19 protein-coding genes and 1 tRNA gene are annotated in these 20244 nt (G+C 71.8%); 10 read left to right on the top strand and 10 right to left on the bottom strand.

Going from position 1 to position 20244, the window contains the following annotated elements:
- The first annotated feature begins 54 nt into the window (after window positions 1–54).
- Entirely contained in the window at window positions 55–501 is a 447-nt protein-coding gene (locus NMK34_RS22955; RefSeq protein ID WP_013287829.1) for an SRPBCC family protein, read from the top strand.
- Between the two features lie 140 nt (window positions 502–641).
- On the opposite strand, the gene aceE is transcribed toward NMK34_RS22955, so the two are convergent.
- Window positions 642–3386, bottom strand: a complete 2745-nt coding sequence (gene aceE / locus NMK34_RS22950) for a pyruvate dehydrogenase (acetyl-transferring), homodimeric type (protein ID WP_318335150.1) — start codon at window positions 3384–3386, stop codon at window positions 642–644.
- A gap of 189 nt (window positions 3387–3575) precedes the next feature.
- On the opposite strand from aceE, the gene NMK34_RS22945 reads away from it, so the two are divergent.
- On the top strand, window positions 3576–3980 hold the full coding sequence (locus NMK34_RS22945) for a secondary thiamine-phosphate synthase enzyme YjbQ (protein ID WP_269697422.1): 405 nt from the start codon (window positions 3576–3578) through the stop codon (window positions 3978–3980).
- 41 nt (window positions 3981–4021) lie between these two features.
- Here the strand turns inward: NMK34_RS22945 and NMK34_RS22940 are convergent, their stop codons facing one another.
- Window positions 4022–5665 (bottom strand): alkaline phosphatase D family protein, encoded by a 1644-nt coding sequence (locus NMK34_RS22940; RefSeq protein ID WP_318335149.1) that lies wholly within the window; start codon window positions 5663–5665, stop codon window positions 4022–4024.
- A gap of 186 nt (window positions 5666–5851) precedes the next feature.
- Here NMK34_RS22940 and NMK34_RS22935 point away from each other — a divergent pair, with 186 nt between their 5' ends.
- The 5 genes from NMK34_RS22935 to NMK34_RS22915 all read left to right on the top strand — a co-directional run bounded on the left by NMK34_RS22935 (window position 5852) and on the right by NMK34_RS22915 (window position 10002).
- The gene (locus NMK34_RS22935) at window positions 5852–6322 is read left to right on the top strand and encodes a MarR family transcriptional regulator (protein ID WP_318335148.1); all 471 of its coding nucleotides are present in this window, start codon (window positions 5852–5854) and stop codon (window positions 6320–6322) included.
- A 62-nt stretch (window positions 6323–6384) separates the two neighbouring features.
- A complete protein-coding gene (locus NMK34_RS22930; RefSeq protein WP_318335147.1) occupies window positions 6385–8751 on the top strand; it encodes a transketolase C-terminal domain-containing protein in 2367 nt (788 codons plus the stop codon).
- Between the two features lie 110 nt (window positions 8752–8861).
- Entirely contained in the window at window positions 8862–9296 is a 435-nt protein-coding gene (locus NMK34_RS22925; protein WP_013287823.1) for a DUF3052 domain-containing protein, read from the top strand.
- Between the two features lie 80 nt (window positions 9297–9376).
- A complete protein-coding gene (locus NMK34_RS22920) occupies window positions 9377–9844 on the top strand; it encodes a peroxiredoxin (protein ID WP_151501127.1) in 468 nt (155 codons plus the stop codon).
- 83 nt (window positions 9845–9927) lie between these two features.
- Window positions 9928–10002 (top strand) — tRNA-Val (locus NMK34_RS22915).
- A gap of 27 nt (window positions 10003–10029) precedes the next feature.
- Here the strand turns inward: NMK34_RS22915 and NMK34_RS22910 are convergent.
- The 5 genes from NMK34_RS22910 to NMK34_RS22890 all read right to left on the bottom strand — a co-directional run bounded on the left by NMK34_RS22910 (window position 10030) and on the right by NMK34_RS22890 (window position 13643).
- The gene (locus NMK34_RS22910) at window positions 10030–10659 is read right to left on the bottom strand and encodes a hypothetical protein (RefSeq protein ID WP_318335146.1); all 630 of its coding nucleotides are present in this window, start codon (window positions 10657–10659) and stop codon (window positions 10030–10032) included.
- 139 nt (window positions 10660–10798) lie between these two features.
- Window positions 10799–11572: a hypothetical protein gene (locus NMK34_RS22905; RefSeq protein ID WP_318335145.1), complete on the bottom strand. Its 774-nt coding sequence runs from the start codon at window positions 11570–11572 to the stop codon at window positions 10799–10801.
- A 95-nt stretch (window positions 11573–11667) separates the two neighbouring features.
- Window positions 11668–12123, bottom strand: coding sequence for a hypothetical protein (locus NMK34_RS22900; protein WP_318335144.1), 456 nt, complete (start codon window positions 12121–12123; stop codon window positions 11668–11670).
- Between the two features lie 63 nt (window positions 12124–12186).
- Window positions 12187–12717 carry a hypothetical protein gene (locus NMK34_RS22895; RefSeq protein WP_318335143.1) on the bottom strand — a complete coding sequence of 177 codons (531 nt, stop codon included), beginning with the start codon at window positions 12715–12717 and terminating at the stop codon, window positions 12187–12189.
- A 164-nt stretch (window positions 12718–12881) separates the two neighbouring features.
- Complete coding sequence (locus NMK34_RS22890; RefSeq protein WP_318336405.1) at window positions 12882–13643, bottom strand: XRE family transcriptional regulator; 762 nt, start codon at window positions 13641–13643, stop codon at window positions 12882–12884.
- A gap of 632 nt (window positions 13644–14275) precedes the next feature.
- On the opposite strand from NMK34_RS22890, the gene NMK34_RS22885 reads away from it, so the two are divergent.
- Together NMK34_RS22885 and NMK34_RS22880 are read left to right on the top strand one after the other, a co-directional pair.
- Window positions 14276–14455 carry a hypothetical protein gene (locus tag NMK34_RS22885; RefSeq protein WP_018787085.1) on the top strand — a complete coding sequence of 60 codons (180 nt, stop codon included), beginning with the start codon at window positions 14276–14278 and terminating at the stop codon, window positions 14453–14455.
- The gene (locus tag NMK34_RS22880) at window positions 14452–14697 is read left to right on the top strand and encodes a hypothetical protein (protein WP_318335142.1); all 246 of its coding nucleotides are present in this window, start codon (window positions 14452–14454) and stop codon (window positions 14695–14697) included. Before NMK34_RS22885 ends, NMK34_RS22880 begins: the two co-directional genes overlap by 4 nt.
- A gap of 41 nt (window positions 14698–14738) precedes the next feature.
- Here NMK34_RS22880 and NMK34_RS22875 read toward each other — a convergent pair whose 3' ends face one another.
- The 3 genes from NMK34_RS22875 to NMK34_RS22865 all read right to left on the bottom strand — a co-directional run bounded on the left by NMK34_RS22875 (window position 14739) and on the right by NMK34_RS22865 (window position 19530).
- Entirely contained in the window at window positions 14739–16451 is a 1713-nt protein-coding gene (locus NMK34_RS22875; protein WP_318335141.1) for an ABC-F family ATP-binding cassette domain-containing protein, read from the bottom strand.
- A 199-nt stretch (window positions 16452–16650) separates the two neighbouring features.
- Window positions 16651–18498 carry a glycoside hydrolase family 15 protein gene (locus NMK34_RS22870; protein ID WP_318335140.1) on the bottom strand — a complete coding sequence of 616 codons (1848 nt, stop codon included), beginning with the start codon at window positions 18496–18498 and terminating at the stop codon, window positions 16651–16653.
- A gap of 75 nt (window positions 18499–18573) precedes the next feature.
- Window positions 18574–19530 carry an NAD(P)/FAD-dependent oxidoreductase gene (locus NMK34_RS22865; protein WP_318335139.1) on the bottom strand — a complete coding sequence of 319 codons (957 nt, stop codon included), beginning with the start codon at window positions 19528–19530 and terminating at the stop codon, window positions 18574–18576.
- 80 nt (window positions 19531–19610) lie between these two features.
- On the opposite strand from NMK34_RS22865, the gene NMK34_RS22860 reads away from it, so the two are divergent.
- Window positions 19611–20195 (top strand): XRE family transcriptional regulator, encoded by a 585-nt coding sequence (locus NMK34_RS22860; RefSeq protein WP_318335138.1) that lies wholly within the window; start codon window positions 19611–19613, stop codon window positions 20193–20195.
- Window positions 20196–20244 lie beyond the last annotated feature (49 nt).

The following is a 20244-nucleotide window of genomic DNA, read 5'->3' as shown; positions in this document are numbered from 1 at the left end:
TACACATAGAGTGCCAAATATCGCGGATGTGATTTAAGTGGGGGAAAGATACTCATGATCCTCGTGGAACGAAGCGCGCACGTGGCGGCGCCGGTGGATGTGGTCTGGGACGTCGTGCAGCGCGCCGAGCAGCTGCCGGCCTGGCTGGCGGGAGTCCGCGCGGCCGAGGTCCTGTCCGGGGAGGGATTCGGGCGGCGGCAACTCGTCCAGGCCGGACGCGGCGCCGCGCACGAGGCCGAGGTGATCGCCTTCCAGGAGCCGACCCTGATCGGCTGGCGCGAACGCGCGAAGGGTGCCGGCGCCCGGGCCGAGGCGCGCACCGAGATCTACGTCCAGCTGACCCCGGACGAGGAGGGCGGCGGCACCGTCGTACGCCTGATCGTCGTGCGGTGGCCCGCCGGACCCGTCAAGGCGGCCCTGCTCCGGCTCGGCCTGCGCCGGGTCGGCGCCGACCTGGAGGACTCGCTGGCCCGGCTGACCGACCTGGCCGCCGTCGGCTGACCGAGCCCGTCCCGGCGTCGCCCGCGATGGTGACGGCCCGGCGTTCCCGCCAGGGACGCCGGGCCGTCGTCGTCTGTGCCCGAGGTGTTAAGAAGGGGCCCCTCCTCTACCGGAGGCGCGTTAAGAAGGGGCCCTTCCTTTCAGCTGTCGCCGCCGGTCTCGCCGACCGGGGCGGCGTTGACGTCGTCCAGCGCGTACTTGCGGGCCGCGTCGGCCGGCACGTGCGCCGGCACCACGCCGCGCAGCGCGAGCTGGCGCAGCGTGGCCACCGCCACCGACTCGGCGTCCACGTGGAAGTGACGGCGCAGCGCGTGCCGCGTGTCCGACATGCCGAACCCGTCGGTGCCGAGCGAGGTGTAGTCCCCGGGTACCCAGCGGGCGATCAGGTCCGGTACCGCGCGCATCCAGTCGCTCACCGCGACCTTCGGCCCGTCGGCGTCGGCCAGCTTCCGCGCGATGTACGGCACCCGCGGCTCCTCGCCCGGGTTGAGCAGGTTGTGCTCCTCGCACTGGACCGCGTCGCGGCGCAGCTCGGTCCAGGACGTCACCGACCACACGTCGGCGGACACGCCCCAGTCCTCGGCGAGCAGCTGCTGGGCCTTGAGCGCCCACTGCATGCCGGTGCCGGAGGCGAGGATGTTCGCCTTCGGCGCGTCGTCGCCGACCTGCGGCGCGGGGGAGTAGCGGTGGATGCCCTTGACGATGCCCTCGACGTCCACACCCTCCGGCTCGGCCGGCTGGAAGATCGGCTCGTTGTAGACGGTGAGGTAGTAGAAGATGTTCTCCTGCGCCTCGCCGTACATCCGGTGCAGGCCGTTCTCCACGATGTGCGCCAGCTCGAAGGCGAACGCCGCGTCGTAGGAGACCACCGCCGGGTTGGTGGCGGCGAGCAGCAGCGAGTGACCGTCCTCGTGCTGGAGGCCCTCACCGTTGAGCGTGGTCCGGCCGGCGGTCGCGCCGAGCACGAAGCCCCGCGCCATCTGGTCCGCCGCCGCCCAGAACCCGTCGCCGGTGCGCTGGAAGCCGAACATCGAGTAGAAGATGTACAGCGGGATCATCGGCTCGCCGTGGGTGGCGTACGCCGTGCCCGCGGCGGTGAAGGAGGCCACCGACCCGGCCTCGTTGATCCCCTCGTGCAGGATCTGGCCGGTCGTCGACTCCTTGTAGGACAGGAACAGCTCCCGGTCCACCGAGGTGTAGCGCTGGCCGTGCGGCGAGTAGATCTTCTGGGTCGGGAACAGCGAGTCCATACCGAAGGTACGGGCCTCGTCCGGGATGATCGGCACCCAGCGCTTGCCGAACTCCTTGTCCTTCATGATGTCCTTGAGCAGGCGGACGAACGCCATCGTGGTGGCGACCTTCTGCTTGCCCGACCCGCGCTTGACGTCGGAGAACCGCTCGGTGCCCGGGATGGCCAGCGTCTTGCGCGCGGTGCTGCGGGTGGGCAGGTAGCCGCCGAGCTGCTGACGCCGGTCCTTCAGGTACGCGATCTCGTCCGACTTCTCGCCCGGGGTGTAGTACGGCGGGAGGTACGGGTTCTCCTCCAGAGACTTGTCCGGGATGTCCAGGTAGAGGCGGTCGCGGAAGAGCTTCAGGTCCTCCAGCGTCAGCTTCTTCATCTGGTGCGTGGCGTTACGGCCCTCGAAGTGCGAGCCGAGCGTCCAGCCCTTGATCGTCTTGGCGAGGATCACCGTCGGCTGGCCGGTGTGCTCCATCGCCGCCTTGTAGGCCGCGTAGAGCTTGCGGTAGTCGTGGCCACCCCGCTTGAGGTTCCAGATCTCGTCGTCGGACAGGTGCTCGACCATCTTGCGGGTCCGCGGGTCGCGGCCGAAGAAGTGCTCCCGCACGTACGACCCGGACTCCGCCTTGTAGGTCTGGTAGTCACCGTCGGGCGTGGTGTTCATGAGGTTGACCAGCGCGCCGTCGGTGTCCGCGGCGAGCAGCGGATCCCACTCGCGGCCCCAGACGACCTTGATGACGTTCCAGCCGGCGCCCCGGAAGAACGCCTCCAGCTCCTGCATGACCTTGCCGTTGCCGCGGACCGGTCCGTCCAGGCGCTGGAGGTTGCAGTTGATCACGAAGGTGAGGTTGTCCAGCTCCTCGCGGGCGGCCACGCCGATCGCGCCGAGCGACTCGACCTCGTCCATCTCACCGTCGCCCAGGAACGCCCAGACGTGCTGCTGGGAGGTGTCCTTGATGCCACGGTGCTGCAGGTAGCGGTTGAACCGCGCCTGGTAGATGGCGTTCAGCGGGCCGAGGCCCATCGAGACGGTGGGGAACTCCCAGAAGTCCGGCATCAGCCGCGGGTGCGGGTACGACGGCAGCCCGCCACCGGGGTGCGACAGCTCCTGCCGGAACCCGTCGAGCTGGTTCTCGCTGAGCCGGCCCTCCAGGAACGCCCGCGCGTACATGCCGGGGGAGGCGTGACCCTGGTAGAAGATCTGGTCGCCGCCGCCGGGGTGGTTCTTGCCCCGGAAGAAGTGGTTGAAGCCCACCTCGTAGAGGGACGCCGAGCTGGCGAACGTCGAGATGTGGCCGCCGACGCCGATCTCCGGGCGCTGCGCCCGGTGCACCAGCATCGCGGCGTTCCACCTGATGTACGCCCGCAGCCGCCGCTCGACGTGCTCGTCACCCGGGAACCACGGTTCGCGCTCCGGCGGGATCGTGTTGATGTAGTCGGTGGTGGTCAGGGACGGCACCCCGACCTGCCGCTCGCGGGCCCGCTCCAGCAGGCGCAGCATGACGTACCGGGCTCGCTTTGTCCCGCGCTCGTCGATGACACCGTCGAGTGACTCGACCCATTCGCTGGTCTCTTCAGGGTCGATGTCCGGAAGCTGGCTCGGCAGACCAGCGGTGATCACCGGGCGCTTGCGTTCCGTAGCCACAGGCGTTCCCTCGGTTTCGTGTGGGATAGGTCTCTAGCGCCATCCTGCCCCCTGGTGGCGCGTGTCGTCACCTCTCCCACCCCCAGACGCGACGCTGAACACAGGTACCCATCAGTAACTTTGCGCGATCACCGGGTGCGCTATCGGCGGGCGGGGCGATGAACCGGGCACTGCGGCAGAATGCGCCGTATGCGCAGTGAGGTGATCACCGTCCGGACCGGCTCCCGTCCGACCGTCCGGGACATCACGAGCGAGGCCGAACGGTTCGTGTCCGGCGCCGGGGACGGGCTGCTGCACGTCTTCGTCCCGCACGCCACGGCCGGACTGGCGATCATCGAGACCGGCGCCGGGTCCGACGACGACCTGCTGCGGGCGCTCGACGACCTGCTCCCCACCGACGACAGGTGGCGGCACCGGCACGGCTCAGCCGGGCACGGCCGCGACCACGTGCTGCCGGCGTTCGTGCCGCCGTACGCGACGCTGCCGGTGCTCGGCGGGCGGCTCCAGCTCGGCACCTGGCAGTCGATCTGCCTCGTCGACACCAACGGCGACAACCCCGACCGCCAGGTGCGCTTCTCGTTCCTGGCCGGCTGACCGGCCGGACCGGGCGCCGCGCGCCCGGCCCGGCCGCGCCGTCACGGGCGGACCGTCTCCGCCTCCACCGTCTGCCGGCCCTGGTCGGCGCCGGGGGCGGCGGTGCGCGCCGCGGCCGGCGGCCGGTCGTACGTCAGGTTCAACCCGGGTACGCGGTCCTCGATCACGAACCGGGCCCGGGTGTACGCGGGCGCGTCCGGCCGGCTCACGTACGGCAGCACGTCGAAGTCGGCGGTCAGCTCGGTCGGGGTGATCGTGGTGCGGACGTACCCCCGAAGGTTGTTCTGGAAGCGCAGGTGCGGGTTGAACGCCAGCCACGGGTGCGAGCCGGTCGGCGAGTCGGCGCCGTCGCCGGTCGAGGTGATCGACGAGCAGACCAGCTCGCTGCCGACGGTGCGCGAGGTCGGGTCGGCGTAGTCCAGCTTCAGGTCGCTGGCCCAGTGCGCGTGCACGTCGCCGGTGAGCACCACCGGGTTGCGCACCCCGGCGGCCGTCCAGCCCCGGGTGATCCGGTCCCGGGAGGCCGCGTACCCGTCCCAGGCGTCCATGCTCGTCACCGTGAGCGGCCCGGAGTCGTTGTCCCGCTGGGCGAAGAAGACCTGCTGGCCGAGCAGGTCCCAGCGGGCCTCGGAGCGGCGGAAGCCGTCCAGCAGCCACGCCTCCTGGGCGGCGCCGGTGATCGAACGGGCCGGATCGGACGCCTCGGCGCAGCTCTTGTAGCCGTCGCCGCACGCCTGGTCGTCCCGGTACTGCCGGGTGTCGAGCATGTGGAAGGTGGCCAGCCGGCCCCAGCGCACCCGCCGGTAGAGCCGCATGTCGATGCCGCGCGGGATCGAGGTGCGGCGCAGCGGCATGTTCTCGTAGTACGCCTGGAACGCCGCGGCCCGCCGGGCGGGGAAGTCCGGATCCGGCGCCTCGGGCACCTCGTCGGCCCAGTTGTTCTCCACCTCGTGGTCGTCGAAGACCACCACCCAGGGCGCGACGGCGTGCGCCGCCTGGAGGTCGGTGTCGGTCTTGTACTGGGCGTGCCGCTGCCGGTAGTTCGCCAGCGTGCGGGTCTCCGGGCCCTCGTGGTCGCGCGGGTTGCCCCCGGGGACGTTGTAGGTGTCCGGCGCGTACTCGTACTGGTAGTCGCCGAGGTGCAGGATCAGCTCCGGCTCGGTCTCGGCCAGCCGCCGGTACGCGGTGAAGTAGCCGTGCTCGTACTGCGAGCAGGAGGCGAAGGCCATCGCCAGGGCGGACGGCATCAGCCACGGTGCCGGCGCGGTGCGGGTGCGCCCGGCCGGGGACAGCCAGCGCTCCGCCCGGAACCGGTAGAAGTACTCCCGTCCGGGCAGCAGGCCGCCCAGTTCGACGTGCACGCTGTGCGCCGACTCCGGCCGGGCCAGGGCCACGCCGCGGCGCACCACGTGCCGGAAGCGCTCGTCGGCGGCCACCTCCCAGGCCACCGGCACGGTCCGCGACGGCATGCCGCCCAGGCCGTCCTCGGCCAGCGGCTCCGGCGCCAGCCGGGTCCAGAGCACGAAGCCCTCGTGGTCGGGGTCGCCGGAGGCCACGCCGAGCGTGAACGGGTCGCGGCGCAGCGGGCCGGGCGACGCGGCGGCCGCGACCGGCAGGCCGGCTGCCGCGCCGGCGGCGCCGAGCGCCGCGCCGCTGAGCAGGATGGTACGTCGGGACAGAGCCACGTTCTTCCTCCCCGGAGTCCGGTTCGTCGACTCCGGGAAGCCTCACGGACGTCGATGGACAGGAGGTGACGCGCGGACGACCGGGCGGGAATTTCCGCCGAACAGCGCTTCATGATCGGCAATCGGTTGCACGAGGTGCCTGACCGTTCCGATGATCGAAGATCGACTGCGCCATAACATGAACGGATGGCGCACTCCACCGTTCCCACCGCCCGTGACCGGGCCGGCCTGGCCGGGGAGACCGTGCGCCGGATCCTGCACGTCGCCGCCACGATGCGGCACCACCAGCACGAGGGGATCGCGGCACTGGGCCTCACCCCGGCGGTCGCCCGGGCGCTGCACGAGCTGGACCCGGACCGCCCGCTCCCGGCCCGCGACCTCGCCGAGCAGCTCGGCTGCGACAGGTCGAACGTCACCGGACTGGCCGACAAGCTGGAGCAGGCCGGGCTGGTGGAACGGCGTACCGACCCGGCCGACCGGCGGCAGAAGGCGCTCGTGGTGACCGGGCGGGGGCGGCAGGTACGCGACCGGGTCCGCCAGGTGATGTCGGACTCCCGACTCCTCGACGCCCTGAGCACCGAAGAACTGGCCACACTGCGGGACCTGGTGCTCAAGGTCTCCGACGGAGGCTGCCCGCAGGAGTGTGGGCAGGTCTGAGCCACGCCGGGCGGAACGTGTCCGAGTGGGCGAGGCGGGCCCGAGTCGGTAATGCTGTCCGCGTGACCACCCCGCACGATCTCGACGACCGGCTCCGAGCCGAACTGGCCGCGCTCGGGGCGCCCGACCAGCGGCGCGACCTGGGCGAACCGCTGCCCGACGGCGGTGCGTTGACCGGGGCGCAGGCGCTGGCCCTGTTCGACGCGCAGCTGACCAGCCGGCTGCTCGACCTGGCCGGCCGGTGGCTGTCCGGCTTCGGTGAGGGGTACCACACGATCGAGTCGGCCGGTCACGAGGGCGACGCCGCGGTGGCAGCCGCGCTGCGGCCGACCGACCCCGCGCTGCTGCACGCCCGCTCCGGCGCGTTCTACTGCCTGCGCGCCGCCCAGGCCGTCGGCGCCTTCCCCGCCCCATCCCCGGAACCGGAACCGGAACCGGGGGAGACGGAGGCGGCCAGCCTTCCCGCGGGTGCCGGGATCGCCGTGGACGCGGACGGGGACGCGACTGTCGTCGTACCCGATCTGCCGCAGCCCGCGCCCGACGACGCGTTCGCGGCGGCGGCGCGCGACGTGCTGCGCGGCATCGTCGCCTCCGCCGAGGAACCCGCGGCCGGCGGGCGGGCGAAGGTCTTCGGCCGCGCCGACCTGGCGGTCGTGCCGACCACCTCGACCGCCGGCGCGCACCTGCCGCGCGCCGTCGGCCTCGGGTTGGCGCTGGAGCGGCTGCGCCGCGGCGCGCGGGCGTCCGACGGCGAAGCCGAGGCGGCGCAGTGGCCCGCCGACGCCGTGGTGGTCTGCGCCTTCGACGACGCCGCGGCCGACCACGCCACGGCCACCGCCGCGCTGAACACGACCGGCTGGTACGACCACACCGGCCTGCGCATCCCGGTGCTGTTCGTCTGCGCGGACAGCGGCACCTCCGCCGAGGGCTGGGTGGCCGCCACGCTGCGGGCCCGGCCCGGCATCAGGTACTTCGCCGCCGACGGCACGGACGTGACCGCGACCTACCGGGTCGCGGCGGAGGCGGCGGAGTGGGTACGCCGGCAGCGCCGGCCCGCCGTGCTGCACCTGAGCGCGGTCCGCCTGATGGCGCACTGTGACGGTGACGCGGCCCGCGACCCGCTGCTGGCCACCGCGCGGCTGCTGGTGACCTCCGGGTACGCCGGTGGCGAGGAACTACTCGCCCGCTACGACGAGCGGGGCTGGCAGTTGCGCCGCGTCGCCGAGGAGGTGCTGGACGAGCCGAAGCTCGCCTCCCCGGTCGAGATCGTGCGGGAACTGGCCCCACGCCGGCCGGTGCGGGTGTCCCGCGCGGTCGCCGAGGCGGCGGCACACGCGGCCGGGCCGGGCGCCGGAGCGCGGGCGGAGGCGTTCGGCGGCAAGCCGCCGGAGCTGACCGGCCCGCTCACGCTGGCGCAGAGCATCAACGCCGCGCTCGCCGACGGCATGCTCGACCACCCCGGGACGGCGGTGTTCGGCCACGACGTGGCCGCCCGGGGCGGGGTGTACGGCGTGACCGAGGGGTTGCGGGACCGGTTCGGGGCGGCGCGCGTGTTCGACACGCTGCCGGACGCGACCTCGATCCTCGGGCTCGGGCTGGGCGCCGGGCTGGCCGGTCTGCTGCCGGTGCCCGAGATCCGCCACCTGACGCTGCTGCACGGCGCCGAGGACCAGCTCCGCAGCGAGGCGGCCACCATGCGGTTCCTGTCGCGGGGCGCGTTCCGCAACCCGATGGTGGTGCGGGTGCCCGGCCTGGCGAGCCCGGACGGACTCGGCGGCCACGACCGTGACGACGACTCGCTGGGGGCGCTGCGGGACGTACCGGGGCTTGTGGTGGCCGTGCCGGCCCGGCCGGACGACGCCGCGCCGATGCTGCGGACCTGCCTGGCGGCGGCCCGGGTGGACGGCAGCGTCTGCGTGTTCGTGGAGCCGATCGCGCTCTACCACGTGCGCGACCTGTACACGGACGGTGACGACGAGTGGGCCGCCGAGTACGCCGAGCCGGGCACCTGGGCGGACCGGCACGTGCCGATCGGGCGGGCCCGCGTCTACGGGATCGGCTCCGCCGAGGACCTCACCATCATCACGTTCGGTAACGGAGTGCGGATGTCGCTGCGCGCCGCCGCCACGCTCGCCGAGGAGGGCGTGGGCAGCCGGGTGGTGGACCTGCGCTGGCTGGCCCCGCTGCCGGTGGCCGACATCATCAGGGAGTCCTCGGCGACCGGCCGGGTGCTGGTGGTGGACGAGACGCGGCGAACCGGCGGGGTGGGCGAGGGCGTGCTGTCCGCGCTCGTCGACACCGGGTACGTGGGTGCCGCGCGCCGCGTAGCCGCACTTGACTCGTTTGTACCATTAGGTCCGGCTGCCCGTCAGGTACTGGTCTCCGCCGAAGCCATCACCCAGGGTGCCCGTACGCTGCTGGCACGGTAAATTCCGTTCCACCCGGTGCGCCACTTGCGCGGCGAGCCGCAACTGTGTGGACTGAGCCCGACGGTGTCACCCGACGCCACGAGCAGGGATAGATGAGGAGGCACTCGACAGTGAGCGCGACCGCTGGCCAGGCCGACGGGGTACGCAGCCTGGCGGACCGGTTCGGTATCGAGCCGGGCATGGTCGTCATGGAGATGGGCTACGACGACGACGTCGACACCGATCTCCGGGACGCCCTGACCGACCGCTGTGGGGAACTCGTCGACGAGGACACCGACGAGGTGGTCGACGCGGTTCTGGTCTGGCACCGCGACGGCGACGGTGACCTGTTCGAGCTCCTCGTCGACGCCCTCGGGCCGCTCGCGGACAACGGCGTGGTCTGGCTCCTGACCCCGAAGGCCGGCCGCGACGGTCACGTCGAGCCGAGCGAGGTCGCGGAGAGCGCGCAGACCGCCGGGCTCCAGCAGACCTCCACCATCAACGCCGGCCGCGACTGGAGCGGGGCCCGCCTCGTCATGCGTCGCGGCTCCAAGAGCAAGAAGTAGGGCGCGCCGCACACCCGGCGACCGAGGTCGCCGGGTGTGGCAGGCTGATCATCTCCAGACCCGATCCCGAGGGAGCACGCATGCCCATCGAGGTTGGCGCCGAGGCGCCCGACTTCCTGCTCAAGGACCAGAACAACCAGGAGGTCCGGCTCTCCGACCTCCGCGGTCGCAAGACCGTGCTGCTGGTCTTCTACCCGCTCGCCTTCACCGGCATCTGCCAGGGCGAGCTGTGCGAGGTGCGGGACAACCTCAACGAGTACGTCAACGACGACGTCCAGGTGCTGACCGTCAGCGTCGACTCCGTGTACGCCCACAAGATCTGGGCCGACCGGGAGGGCTACCAGTTCCCGCTGCTGGCCGACTTCTGGCCGCACGGCGCGGTGGCGCAGGCGTACGGCGTCTTCAACGACGTCGCGGGCATCGCCAACCGGGGCACCTTCGTCATCGACAAGGCCGGCGTGGTCCGGTTCGCCGAGATGAACATGCCCGGCGAGGCGCGCGACCAGCAGGGCTGGCGCAAGGCGCTGGCCGAGGCCGTCGCCGCCTGAGTCCCACACCCCAGGCACGTCGTTGCGCGGGGCCGGAGGCGGGCAGGTAAGCTGGCCGCTCCGGCCCGCCGTACGGGCGTTCCGGGCGCGTAGCTCAGTGGGAGAGCACTCGCCTTACAAGCGAGGGGTCGCAGGTTCGAAACCTGCCGCGCCCACCAACAGCCAGGGCGGGCCCTACGAGGGGCTCAGCCAGCGACCAAGTGCTGGTGGCATCGGTCGCCAGCGGCGTCCGGCAGCAGGACACATCCGCACACCCGGCACGTGCCCCAGCGGCCGTGCCACGATCCCGTGCGCCGGAATCGGGAGAGGGCTGCCCGCCACGCGTTCAGGTCGGCTTCCTCAGTCCCGCCGTCAGCGTCCAGCGGGTATCGGGGCTCGCTGCCGGCCAGGAAACCCGCGACGAAGTAGCGGGCCTCCTCCGACATGGCCCCCATCTGGGCGCGCGAGACGTTGTAGCCCACGCTCTCGTGGGGACACCACGCTGCCATCCGTCCAGCGAACGTGTGGCCGTTACCGACCAGGACGTCACGCCCGCAGGTAGTCTCAAACCACAGCCGCTCATCGATCGCCGGCTCATCGATCGGCGCCCGCTCCCAACGCAGGGGGAGGGTCACCTTCGTCACTACGCAGGAGGGGGCCGCTTCGTCGGACGGCGGGCACCATGCCACGAGATTGGCACCCCGTTCGTGTGCGAAGGCGATCGCCTCGTCCCGTGCCATCAGCTTCAACTCTGTCCCGCTGTCGAGGTGCACCTCGGCGGCCTCGATGGTTTCGTCGAAGCGGAAATCGGCCAGCGACCACATCCTGTCGGGCATGGACGACGATCCTAGAGTCGCAGGCACGATCAGGGTAGGTCCGCCGCATCCGACGACTTCCCCGGTCGGGTGGAGTGCCTGCCATCGAACGCCGACATCGGTTCGGGTAGCGGGTGCCGTGGCAGCAGGGCGGCTCCTCCTAGCCTGGCGCGGGGACGGTCCTGACGATCGCCGTTGCCAGGGACGTCGCCTTCTCCTGAGCGATTGCGGTGACCTCGGAGGCGGTACTCAGCTTGGGCGGCCAGAACGTGAGCGCCTCGACACTGACGAGCAGCGAGCCGTGCGCGAAGATCAGCCGCGCGTTGCCCGGCAGGAACGGCATTGCTTCCGCGCTTTCCGGGTTCACCCGGCTCACCGTCGCCGTGGTCAGCCGCGCGCTCGTCGATCCGATGGTCATCGTGCGTGCGCCCCACCGGGCGGTGGCCATCCCGATGTTGAGTGGGAAATCCTTACTGGGGCAACGTGCGGTGCGCGCCGTACGGGCGGCCGCAGCGGCCGCCGGGGCATCGCGCAGACCGATCACCGTGACGTTCAACAGGGTTCTCGGGGGCTGGACGTCGACGAAGATCCCTACGGGATTGACCTCCAGGCCCGCGCCCCACACCTGATCGAATTCCAACCCGCCCCCGTTCGACCGGTCGGGGTCGGCAATGAGCAGGTCGCAGGGTTCATAGGGTTCGCCGACCTCGATCGTGCGCTCCCGGATGTCGTCGCCGAGGTCGGCCCGCTCGACCAACTGGCGAATCGTCGCCATCAGCGCCTCCTGCTCGGCGGGCGATGCCGACGGTGCGGGATTCACGGAGGGCTTTGGGGGCGGCGGCGGGTCGGCTCGTGTGACGCAGCCGGCAAGGCCCAGTACCACCAGTACGCCGGCGACGAAGGATCCGCCGCGAACCCGATCAACGATCCCCACGAATCCCCGCTTCCGCTCGGGTGCAGCATATGGCTCATCACGTCCGGCGTTTGCCCGTGCCGGTCGCTGCTGCAGACGAGACTCGCGGGAGCCGCTCAGGCTGGATGGTCGTACAGGAACGACTGGGCCGCCTTCGTGGCCGCAGTCGCCTCCTCCGTCTGGTCGAAGGCCGCGCCCCATCCGACGTACAGCTCGAAGAAGCGATCGGCCACGGGTCGCAGCTCCGGCAACCGGGATGCGGCCGCCTGGCAGTAGATCTCGTGCGCCAGGTTCTCGGCGTCACCCTCTCCCGCGACGATGCTCGCCGCTGCCTGACGCATGAGGTGCAGCCGAGCGCCGCGCTCGTCCGGCACCGGCGAACCGAGCTCGTCCATCGCCTGCCGGAACAGATCGACTGCCTCTCGCGACTGGCCCTTCGACAGGCCGGCAAGCTCACGCAGACCCGGCGAGTCGACGCCCCGGGTCAGAGCGTGAGCAGCCGCCATCGGCAGGTCCTCGCCGACCGGTTCGTCCATCGCCAGCCGGATGGCGAGGTCGCGCAGGTGCTCCACGCCGGAGAGGCTAGGCGATGTACGAGGGCAGCGTCGACCGTCGCGATGATGTGTAGCGCGGGGTCAGTGGATGCCTGCGGCGTGGAGACGCCGGGTGGCGTCCGGGTCGATGCTGGCCCGCACGAGCGAACCGGGCGCATCCGCGGAACCGGTACTGAACGCGAGCACCACCAGCACGACGGACAGGACCGGCATGAACAGCGTCCGGACCAGCATGGCCCAGCACGCCTTGACGCCGATCCGGCTGCCGTCCCTGACCCGCACGAGCTGTGTGCCGGTGAGGACCGCGCCGAGCGCGCGGCCGTCGCCGTAGCAGAGGCCGTAGAGAACCGGCACCAGTACGAACAACGCGAGCACCGCCCCGGCGAGGGCACCGCCGGAGAGGGTCACCGCACGGTCCAACACGGACAGGGCGACGACACCTACCGCGACAGCGAACAGGTACACCACGAAGTCGATGAGCCAGGACATGACCTGCGCCATCGTGCCGGCCTTGACATACAGCGTGCCGTTGCCGAACATCGCGATCCGCTTGGCCTTCCGGGCACCGAGCACGTGCTCTGCCTGCGCCTGGGCGGCTTCCAGTCGGGTCAACGGCCGGCCCGTGGCGCGGACTGTCACAGCGTTCTCCTGTTGTCGTCGCGAGCACGATGTGCGCCTCGCCTGGATACGGACACCCTGCCGTGCCGCATTCCGCTGCAGAGTAGTCGACACGAGCGCCGTTCATGTCCGTCGGCCGAGGCGATGGTGCGGCCTCTCTACGTCGCTGACGTGTTGTACCGGTCCAGCGTCGCCTTGGAGGTCGACGCGTCGCGGAAGACGAGCTCCCACGGGCCGGTGTTCACGTCCATGTCCTTGCCGAATCCGACCCACTTCCCGGCCATCCGCCGGCCCGTCGGCTCGGCCAGAAGCTGGATCGCCCCGTGATAGCGGGCGCCCCGGTAGTAGCCGGCCGGGTCGGTCTGCTCCACCCACGTGCCGGTGATGACGGCACCGTCCACGGTCAGGTCCAGCGACAGAGATGAGGAAGCCGATCCGGGCAGGCTGCGCGCCGTCAGCCTGTCGCCGTGCTGGAGCAGGACGACGAAGTGCTGCCCGGCGAAGGACTCCTCCCGTCCGCTGGAGTAGTACTGGTAGCGGCTGAGCCACACGCCCTCGTACGACCTGTGGGCCGTGGCGGGCTTGGGTGTCGGCGTCGGCGTGGCCAGGCTCGATACGGTTGAGGTCAGGTCGTGGCCACCGTGTCTGTCGTCGGCCACGTGTCCACCGGGCACCGCGGCGAAGCCGAGCAGTGAGATGGGCAGACCGGTGACGACCTCCAGCGCGCGAGCGTAGACGGGGCGCGGAGCGGCGATCGCACCGGACTCCCATCGCTGGACGAGTCGCTTGTTGGCGTCGTTGGGTTCGCCGACGCGGTGGCCGGCGGCTTGGAGTGCGCGGGCGAAGTCGTCCTGGCTCATGCGCATTCCGGTACGGACGCCGCGCAGAACCGTGTTGGGGGCGGTCATGCCCGCCACGATAATGCTATGTCGCCTAAATGTCGTCACCTATGGAGTCGGATTGTCGGCTCTTGTGTCGTCGCGATCAGTGACGCCCAGACGTCACTGTGGACCGGCAGCGCTGAGAGGGCACATGTTTTCCCTGGCGGAGGTGGAGATGCCGAGCACTGGCGACGAATCGTCGATGAGCCGGAGCGATCAGATCCACGCGGTGAACCGAGAGGTGACAGAGAGGCGACATATCGCCGCTGCTGAGGCGGCTCGCGGCGAGGACGTCGTTGGGCTCAGGACCGCACTGTCCCGGGACGGGATTCCATTGCTCCTGCGGCGGCTCGTCGGTCGGTACCTTCCGTCGTCGGCGGTCTCCGGCTTCGGCGAGCGCCTCCAGGCACTGGAGCAGGAGATCGCCCGACGCCGTTTGCTGGACCAGGCGCGAGGCGCGCCACGGCCCCCGGACGGCGGCGCCTCGCGGGAGCGCCGCGTCTCGTACGACGCGTATCTGTCCACCGCCGCGCTGACGTTCGCGCGGCGGCATCGGCCGGTCTGGTGCTGGCGGCGGTGGAGACGGGTCTGCCGGTGCGGCGCCGACCTGCCCTGTCGTTCGCGGCATCGGGTTCCGATCACCGTGGTCACTGGCCGCAGGGGAGTGACGAGTGATCGGCGGGCCGGAGGAGACGATCCTCGCGGTTCACGTCCGGGGACTCGACGGCATGTGTGCCGGGTGCCGGGCGTGGTGGGCGCGGCTCACGCCGTACCCCTGCTGGCAGGTGGAATGGGCGACCAGCCGGCAGGCGCGGGCGGTCACCGCGCGTTTCCTGGAGGGCGCGCGGTGACCACCCACGGCCCGGTCATGCCGATCTGGAACTGCGGCGGCTGCGACCTGCCCTGGCCGTGCCCGACGCGGAGGCGGGAGCTGCGGGCGGAGTACGCCGGCGCGCCGGTGTCGCTGGCCCTGTACCTCGGCGCCTACCTCGTGCAGGCCTCGGAGGACATGCCGTGGGCGCCGGCCGGCGCACTGCACCGCCGCTTCGTCGGGTGGACCCGGGAAGCCGGTCCGCACGAGCGATATGACTGAGAGGCATATTTATGCCTCTCAGTCATATCGGCTCGAAGGCATCAACCTTCCGCCAGGCGTGACCCTGTGTGACCGGAGGGCCTGGCGTCGCCGGCGGTGAGCGGCAGCGTGGGCCAGGCCGCCAGGTCGTGGAGCATCTGCCGGTCGTGGGTGGCGACGACCACCGCCGCCGGCGTCGTCAGCAGGGTCGCGGTGAGGTCGTCGACCAGCGGCGCGGACAGGTGGTTCGTGGGTTCGTCGAGGATCAGCAGGTCGGGACGCTCGGCCAGGCGCAGCGCCAGGTTCAGCCGCCGTTGCTGTCCGTGCGACATCCGGCCGACCGGGGTACGCCGGGCCTCGGCGTCGAGCAGGTTCGTCGCGCCCAGCGGCAGAGGGGTGCCGGAGCCGAGACGCCCGGTGGAGCGCAACCGGCCCACGTGCTGTTCGTACAGGTCGTGGGCGAGCATCAGGGGAGGCCAGTCCGGCACCTCCTGACCGAGGTACGCCACCCGCGCGCCGGACGGGTGGCGGACCTCCCCGGTCGACGGCACGAGGTCGCCGGCCAGCACGGAGAGCAGCGTCGACTTGCCCGCGCCGTTGGGCCCGGTCACCAGCAGGCGGTCCCCGCCGTCGAGCGTGAGCGTGACCCGGGTACGCAGACGCCCGGCGACCGTCACGTCGAGGCACCGCAGGATCGGCAGTCCGGCCCGGGTGTCCATTGGTGGCCAGCGCAGTGGCTGCGGTGGCTCCGGGACGGTGATCCGGTGCTCGTCGAGCGCCTCCTGCCGGCGTCGCAGCGCCTGGACCAGGCCGGGGGCGCGGGACTGGCGCTGGTGCTTGCCGTGGCCCTTCTCCGGACGCCAGCCGGTGCTGAGCCGGCCCTGTGCCTCCCGTACCGCGTCGGCCAGCCGCTGGTGCTCGGCCTGCTGCGCCTCGTGGTCGCGTACCCAGTGCGCGAAGTCGCGGCGACGCCCGTCCTGCCATGCGGCGTAGTCCCCGGCGTAGCGGCGCGGGCGGCCGTCCGCGCTGGGGTCGAGGTCCAGGAACTCCGTGGCCACGTCCCGCAGCAGGGCGCGGTCATGGGTCACCAGCACCAGACCGCCCGGGTGCTCGCGCAGCCGAGCGGTGAGGAAGGCCAGGCTGGCCGCGTCGAGGTGGTTGGTCGGCTCGTCCAGCATCAGCAGGTCGACCCGGGCCCCCAGCAGGCACGCCAGCCGGACCCGGTAGCGCTGGCCGACCGACAGCGTCGCCAGCGGGCGGTCCCGGTCCGGGCAGGCGTCGAGACCGGCCAGCGCCACGTCGACGCGCCGCTGCGCGTCCCAGGCGTCCAGCCGGGTCGCCGCGTCGAGCGCTGCCGCGTACGCGTCATCCGCGCCCGCCCGGCCGTCGGCCAGCGCGCCGGCGGCGCCGTCCAGTGCCCGCAGCGCGCGTTCGGACTCCCGGATCGCCCCGTGGACGAGCGTGCCCACCGTCTCGCCGTGGCGCGCCTCCAGGTTCTGCCGGGCGACGCCGATCGTGCCCAGCCGCTCCACGGTGCCCTGGTCGGGCACCAGGATGCCGGCCAGCACGTGGAGCAGTGTGGTCTTGCCGCGGCCGTTCTCGCCGACGACCGCCAGGCGGGATCCGGCGGAGACGGTCACGCCGACGTCGGACAGCACGACCCGGCCGCCGCGGACGACGCGGACGCCGTCGGCCCGGACGTGCGCCCGGTGCCCGGCGGGCAGCGAACCGCCTGAGGTGGATGGGGACGAAGGAATGTGGTCGAGGTTGTTCACAGTCCGCTCTCGGCTCGTCGTGGAGCCGGGCAGCGCGAGGACACCGCCCGGCGGGAACGCCAGGACGGCGGAGCAGAGCTGGTACGTCAGAAGAAGCCGGTCACCCTGCCGCCGTCAGCGGAGGGACCAGGGCTTCATGACGGCGGCGTGGAACCTCATGCGGTCAAGGCTACCCGGAGCCGGGCCGGGTTCGCCGGGCTTATCGGCGGAGGCGGGCGTCGGCCTCGGCGTCGAGCAGGTCGTTCACCGTCAGCGCCGAGTTGATCAGCGCGAGGTGGCTGAACGCCTGCGGATAGTTGCCGATCTGCTCACCGGTGGAGGCGATCTCCTCGGCGTAGAGGCCGAGGTGGTTGCTGAAGGTGAACATCTTCTCGAGGGTGAGCCGGGCGTCGTCCAGCCGGCCGGAGCGGGCCAGCGCCTCGACGTACCAGAAGGTGCACATGTTGAACGTGCCCTCGTGGCCGGGCAGCCCGTCGGGGGAGTGCACCGGGTCGTACCGGTGGACCAGGCTGTCCGAGACGAGATCCCGCTCGATCGACTCCAGCGTGGACAGCCACAGCGGGTCGCTGGGCGTGACGAAGCCGACCGCCGGCATGTAGAGCAGGGCGGCGTCGAGCACGTTCTCGTCGTACGCCTGCACGAAGCTGCCGCGTTCCCGGTGGAACCCGCGGGCCATGACCTGGTTGTAGATCCGGTTGCGCTGCTCGGTCCAGCAGCTCATGTCCCCGGGCCGGCCGGTGCGGGTGGCCAGCCGGATGGCCCGGTCCAGTGCCACCCAGGACATCACCCGGCCGAACGTGTAGTTGCGGGGGTGGTGCCGGCTCTCCCAGATCCCGGCGTCGCGCTTGTCCCAGTTGTGGCAGAGCCAGTCGACCAGGCGCACGGTGCTCTTCCACACCTGGTGCGACACCCGGATGCCCTGCTCGTCGGCGAGGTGCATGGCGTACAGCGCCTCGCCGTGGATGTCGAGCTGAAGCTGGTCGGCGGCGCCGTTGCCGATCCGTACCGGGCGGGAGCCCCGGTATCCCTCCAGGTGGTCGAGCACCTCCTCGTGCAGGTCCGAGGAGCCGTCCACCCGGTACATGATCTTCAGCGGGTCCTGGTGGTCGCCGGCTTCGCGGATGCGCTCGTCCAGCCAGTCCATGTACCGGCTGACCTCCTCGGTGAACCCGAGACCGAGCAGTGCGTGCACCGAGAACGAGGTGTCACGTACCCAGGTGTAGCGGTAGTCCCAGTTGCGGGAGCCGCCGACCAGCTCGGGCAGCGCGGCGGTCGGCGCGGCGATCATCGCGCCGGTCGGCGCGTACGTCATGAGCTTGAGCGTGATGGCCGAGCGCTCGACCATCTCCCGCCAGCGCCCGGTGTAGCGGGAGCGTTCGACCCAGCGCCGCCAGTAGTCCCGGGTCCACTCGAACATGCCCTGGACCTCTTCCGGCGGGATGATCCGGGGTTCGTCGCTGCCCGTCTCCAGGATCACCCCGCCGGTGTCGCCCTCCTTAAGCGTGCCGTAGGCGATCAGGTCGCCGTCCTCCATGCGGATCTCGCCGGTCTGGGCCCAGAGCTGCCGTACCGGGTCGATCGGGTTGAAGGTGAGCGTCGCGGACGGGCTGCGGAACAGGTAGCCGTTGCGGTGCCGCTCCACCTCGTGGCGCTCGCGGGCGTAGTCGAACCGAGGCCGGCACTCCACCCGGAAGCGCATGCTGCCGCGCACCATGTTGACCATGCGGACCAGGCGGTGCGAGTCGGTGACCCGCTCGCCGGTGACCGGCATGAAGTCCATCACCTCGGCGACGCCGTCCGCGCTGATGAACCGGGTGATCAGGATCGGTGTGCCGGGCAGGTAGAGCTGCTTGGTGACGTACCGGACCTCGTGCGGGGCGATCTGGAAGAAGCCGCCCTTCTCCTTGTCCAGCAGCGCGGCGAAGATGCTCGGCGAGTCGAAGCGCGGCGCGCAGAACCAGTCGATCGTCCCGTCACAGGTCACCAGCGCGGCGGTCTGCAGGTCGCCGATGAGCCCGTGATCCTCGATCGCCGGATAGCCCTTCACATCGCCCCCCAGGTTCCGACTGCCCTCTCCGACTCAACCTAAGGGAAGAATTGTCAGGTTAGGGGTGATTCGTGGTCACCCACCCGCCCGCGCGCCACGGTGCGCCTCGACCGCCCGCCGGGTCTCCGCCTGCACCAGGTCCGCGTTGATCATCGCCGCGGTCCAGGCGCCCGCCGCCGCGGCGGCGCCGACCTGCGCCGACAGGTTCGTCACGTTGCCCGCGACCCACACCCCGGGCACGTCGGTACGCCCCGACTCGTCGGCCGGCAGGTACTCGCCCATCCCGCTGGGGTGCGGCTGCGGGCGCAGGCCCAGCCCGGCCAGGAACCCGGCGCGCGCCACCATCCGGGGCGCGACGGTGAGCACCTCGCGGTCGACGGTGCGGCCGTCGCGCAGGCGTACCCCGGTCAGCCGGTCCCCGGCGGTCTCGACGGCCGCGATCTCGCCCTCGACCACCGGCACGCCGCGCGCGGCGAGCTGCTCGGCCTGCTCGTCGGTGAGCGGCGGCGCGGTGTGCCGCAGGTAGACCACGTCGTCGCTCCACTGCCGGAACAGCAGCGTCTGGTGCACCGACATCGGGCCGCTGCCGATCACCCCGATCGGCCGTTCGCGCACCTCCCAGCCGTGGCAGTACGGGCAGTGCACCACGTCCCGCCCCCAGCGCTCGCGCAGGCCGGGCACCTCGGGCAGCTCGTCGACCAGGCCGGTGGTGACCAGCACGTGCCCGGCGCGCACCCGGCGGCCGTCGGCGAGCGCCACCGCGAACCCGTCGCCGTCGCGGTCCACCGTCTCGGCCCGGCCCTCGGTCAGGTGCCCGCCGTAGCGGCGCACCTCGTCCCGGCCGCGCGCCAGCAGCTCGGCGGGCGGCACGCCGTCGTGCCCCAGCAGGGCGTGCACGCCGTCGGCGGGCGCGTTGCGGGGCTCGCCCCCGTCCACCACCAGCACCGACCGGCGTGCCCGGGCCAGCATGAGCGCGCCGTTCAGCCCGGCCGCGCCGCCGCCGATCACCAGTACCTCGTAGTTCTCGGTCATCGTGACCACCTCCGCGACCAGGTTGCGGCGAGGTCGGGCAGAACTGCAAACTCTGTTGCTGATGTGGCAAACTGGTGGGCATGGACGACGACCTCGACCAGGCCCTCGACGCGGTCGGCCCAAGGCTGCGCGCGCTGCGCCGCGAGCGGGAGACCACACTCACCGACCTCTCCGCCGCCACCGGCATCTCGGTGAGCACGCTGTCCCGGCTGGAGTCCGGCGGCCGCAAACCCACGCTGGAACTGCTGCTCCCGCTGGCCCGCGCGCACGGCGTGACGCTCGACGAGCTGGTCGGCGCCCCACCCACCGGCGACCCCCGCGTCCACCTGCGGCCGGTCGCCGCGTTCGGGATGACCATGCTGCCGCTCACCCGCCGCGCCGGCGGCATCCAGGCGTACAAGCTGATCATCCCGGCCGGTGGGCGGTCCGAGCCCGAACCGAAGACCCACGAGGGGTACGAGTGGGTCTACGTGCTCAACGGGCGGCTGCGGCTCGTGCTCGGCGAGCACGACCTGGTGCTCGAACCCGGTGAGGCGGCCGAGTTCGACACCCGCGTCCCGCACTGGTTCGGCCGCGCCGACAGCGAGGGGGTGGAGTTCCTCAGCCTCTTCGGCAGCCAGGGCGAACGCGCCCACCTGCGCGCCCGCCCCCGCACGTCCCGCTGAACGGCGGCCGCGAACGCGCCCGCCACGGCGCCGGGGGCGCGACGATCGG

Origin of the sequence: Micromonospora sp. BRA006-A, from assembly GCF_033433935.1 — a bacterium.
Taxonomy (GTDB): domain Bacteria; phylum Actinomycetota; class Actinomycetes; order Mycobacteriales; family Micromonosporaceae; genus Micromonospora; species Micromonospora aurantiaca.
The sequence above is the reverse complement of the archived record's forward strand: the minus strand, read 5'-3'. Positions and strand labels throughout refer to the sequence as shown.